The 3,024-nt window shown below is 65.1% G+C and carries 6 protein-coding genes; 3 read left to right on the top strand and 3 right to left on the bottom strand.

Features of this window, described 5'->3' with window-relative positions; all coding sequences use genetic code 11:
- Window positions 1-297: amidase family protein (locus tag ABZD10_RS14845; RefSeq protein WP_372887691.1), on the bottom strand; the 297-nt coding region annotated here is incomplete at its 3' end.
- On the bottom strand, window positions 297-584 hold the full coding sequence (gene gatC, locus ABZD10_RS14840; protein ID WP_372887689.1) for an Asp-tRNA(Asn)/Glu-tRNA(Gln) amidotransferase subunit GatC: 288 nt from the start codon (window positions 582-584) through the stop codon (window positions 297-299). The genes ABZD10_RS14845 and gatC, both read right to left, overlap by 1 nt.
- Before the next feature lie 191 nt (window positions 585-775).
- Here gatC and ABZD10_RS14835 point away from each other — a divergent pair, with 191 nt between their 5' ends.
- Window positions 776-1,087, top strand: coding sequence for a cupin (locus ABZD10_RS14835; RefSeq protein WP_372887687.1), 312 nt, complete (start codon window positions 776-778; stop codon window positions 1,085-1,087).
- An 87-nt stretch (window positions 1,088-1,174) separates the two neighbouring features.
- Entirely contained in the window at window positions 1,175-1,867 is a 693-nt protein-coding gene (locus ABZD10_RS14830) for a metal-dependent hydrolase (RefSeq protein ID WP_372887685.1), read from the top strand.
- A gap of 30 nt (window positions 1,868-1,897) precedes the next feature.
- Here the strand turns inward: ABZD10_RS14830 and ABZD10_RS14825 are convergent, their stop codons facing one another.
- Window positions 1,898-2,350 carry a nucleoside deaminase gene (locus ABZD10_RS14825; protein ID WP_372887683.1) on the bottom strand — a complete coding sequence of 151 codons (453 nt, stop codon included), beginning with the start codon at window positions 2,348-2,350 and terminating at the stop codon, window positions 1,898-1,900.
- 75 nt (window positions 2,351-2,425) lie between these two features.
- Between ABZD10_RS14825 and ABZD10_RS14820 the strand changes: the two genes are divergently transcribed.
- A partial coding sequence (locus ABZD10_RS14820; protein WP_372887681.1) for a pseudouridine synthase occupies window positions 2,426-3,024 on the top strand: 599 nt, incomplete at its 3' end.

Raw genomic sequence — 3,024 nt, 5'->3', positions numbered from 1 at the left:
CGTGAAGCCTTCGAGAATGCCCGAGGCCGCCTGCGAGGCCACGCCCTTGGTGCAGAACAGATCCTTGATGCCGATCGGCAGGCCGCACATCGACGGCGCGTCGCCGGCCTGAATGCGCGCATCCGCCGCCCGGGCGCGTTCCAGCGCAATTTCCGGCGTCTTGTGCACAAAGGCGTTCAGCGCATCGGCCGCGTCGATGGCAGCAAGGCAGCTTTGGGTCAGTTCGACCGAAGTGGTGTCGCCCTTGCGCAGCAGATCGCGCGCTTCGGCCAGGCCAAGTTTGTTCAGATCGCTCATTATTCAACCACCTTGGGAACTGCGAAAAACCCTTCGCGCGCATCCGGCGCATTGGCCAGAACCTTGTCCTGCTGATCGCCATCGGTGACCACGTCTTCGCGGCGCTTCAGACGCATCGGCGTCACCGAGGTCATCGGTTCGACACCCTCGACATCGACCTCGTTGAGCTGTTCGATAAAGCCGAGAATGGTGTTGAATTCCTGCGCCAGCGCAGGCAGCGCGTCATCTTCGACCTTGATCCGCGCGAGCTTGGCCACGCGCGCGGCGGTGTCCTTGTCAATCGACATCGGGTTCTCTCCGGTTGCAACTTGGCCCATGCCTTTAGCCTTCCACGCACAGCGGTGCAAGCACTCACCCCAGCAGGATCAGCCGAATGAGCCGATCCGAGCCGGCCGGGTCGGCGGTGGTGCCGACTTGATGCTGGCGCTGGGCGTTGCGATGACCTAGTCAGATTCCAAAGCAGCAAAGGAACGCGCCCATGTGCGACACCACCGGATCGGCCATCGCCACCGTGATCATCGAGAACGAAAGAGTCAGAGTCACCGAATGGCGCTTCAAGCAGCGCGGCGACAATACCGGGTGGCATCGCCACGCGCATGATTACGTCGTGGTTCCGCAGTTTGACGGGGTTCTGGACATCACCCTTGAAGGCGGCGAGCAAATCCGCGCCGAGCTGACCTCGGGCGTGCCCTATTTCCGCGAGCTCGGGGTTCGGCACGAGGTGGTCAGCGGCAATGATTTCGAATGCGCCTTTGTCGAGATCGAACTTCTCGAGCCGCCACGCAATTAACCCGCGCCGCCAGAGCGATCCGGCTTCAAGCCTCTTTCTTCCTGCCGCGGCCATGCTAACCTGAGGCCGAAGACAGGGAGGCATTTCATGAAAATCATTTGGCTCGGGCATGGCTCGTTTCGCATCGAGACCGCAGACAAGGTGCTGCTGATCGACCCGTGGCTGACCGGCAACCCGGTGCTGCCCGAAGATCAACACGAGGCGGCGGTGGCCGGCGGCACCCACCTGATCCTGACCCACGCCCATTTCGACCATGTCGCCGACATCCTGCCCCTTGCGCGCAGGCTGGGCGCGCCCGTCGTCGGGCAATACGACCTGATGTCCTACTGGAACGAGCACGAACACCTGGAAACCATCGGTTTCAACAAGGGCGGCACCGTCGATCTCGGCGGGGTGACGCTGACCATGGTGCCGGCCTCGCACAGCTCCAGCTTTGGCTCCGACGAAGGCCCCAAGGCCGCCGGATCGGAAGTCGGCTACATGCTGCGCGCCGAGGGCAAGACGGTCTATATCTCGGGCGACACCGACATCATGGCCGACATGGACTGGATGGGCGACTATTACAGACCCGAGATCGGCATCCTGTCGGCGGGGGGGCATTTCACCATGGACATGAAGGGCGCGGCCTATGCGGCCAAACGCTATTTCAACTTCGCCACCGTGATCCCCTGCCACTACAAGACCTTCCCGATCCTCGAGCAATCCGCCGAGGCGCTGGCCGCCGGGCTGCCCGGCGTGGCGGTGATCGAACCCGAGGTGATGCAGGCGATCGAGCTTTAGCGCCGGGACCTGCGCCTTGGCCGGGCGGGCTTACCCCCGGCGCCCGGCAAAGAACCCCTTCAACAGCGCCTCGGCCTCCTGCGCCGCGATGCCGTCATAGACCTCGGGCACATGGTGGCTTTGCGGATGTTCAAACACTCGCGGCCCCTGCGCCACACCGCCGGATTTCGGGTCGGCCGCGCCATAATAGACCCGCGCGATCCGCGCCTGCGAAATCGCGCTGGCGCACATCGGGCAGGGCTCGAGCGTCACGTAAAGATCGTGCCCCACAAGCCGCTCGGACCCGGCGGCGGCACAGGCGGCACGCAACGCCAGAATCTCGGCATGTCCCGTGGGATCGAAAAGCTCGCGCGTGCGGTTGCCGGCCCGCGCCACGACCTCTCCTTGCGGCGAGACGATCACCGCGCCGACCGGCACCTCGCCCCGCGCGGCGGCGGCACGCGCCTCTTCCAGCGCCAGATCCATGTAGCTCGTGAATGTCATGCCCCCGGTGTGCCCGTCTCGGGCCGGCGGCGCAATCCCTCTTTCGCAAGCCCGCGAACCGCGCTAGGAACGCGCATGACCCAGCAGAACCAGAAACAGCCGCCCAAGGGCGACCGCATCGCCAAGGTGCTTGCCCGCGCCGGCATCGCCAGCCGCCGCGAGGCCGAACGCCTGATCGAGGCCGGACGGGTCGCGGTCAACGGCAAGACGATCACCAGCCCGGCGCTGAATGTGACCGACAAGGACAAGATCACCTTTGACGGCAAGCCGCTGGCCGAGCCCGAGCCCGAGCGGCTGTGGCTTTATCACAAGCCCACCGGCCTCGTGACCAGCCATAAGGACGAAAAGGGCCGCGAGACGATTTTCGACCACCTGCCCGACACCCTGCCCCGGGTGATGTCGGTCGGGCGGCTCGACCTCAATTCCGAGGGGCTCTTGCTGCTGACCAACGACGGCGCCCTGAAGCGGAAACTGGAATTGCCTTCCACCGGCTGGCTGCGCAAGTACCGGGTGCGGGTCAACGGGCGCCCCGCCGATGAGACGCTTGAGCCCCTGCGCAAGGGGATCACCGTCGAGGGCGAACGCTTTCAGCCGATGCAGGTGGCGCTGGACCGACAGCAGGGCGCCAATGCCTGGCTCACCGTCGGGCTGCGCGAGGGCCGCAACCGCGAGAT

Origin of the sequence: Shimia sp. (genome assembly GCF_041624275.1) — a bacterium.
Taxonomy (GTDB): Bacteria; Pseudomonadota; Alphaproteobacteria; order Rhodobacterales; family Rhodobacteraceae; genus Shimia.
Note: the sequence above shows the minus strand (reverse complement) of the source record. Positions and strands in the feature narration are given on the sequence as shown.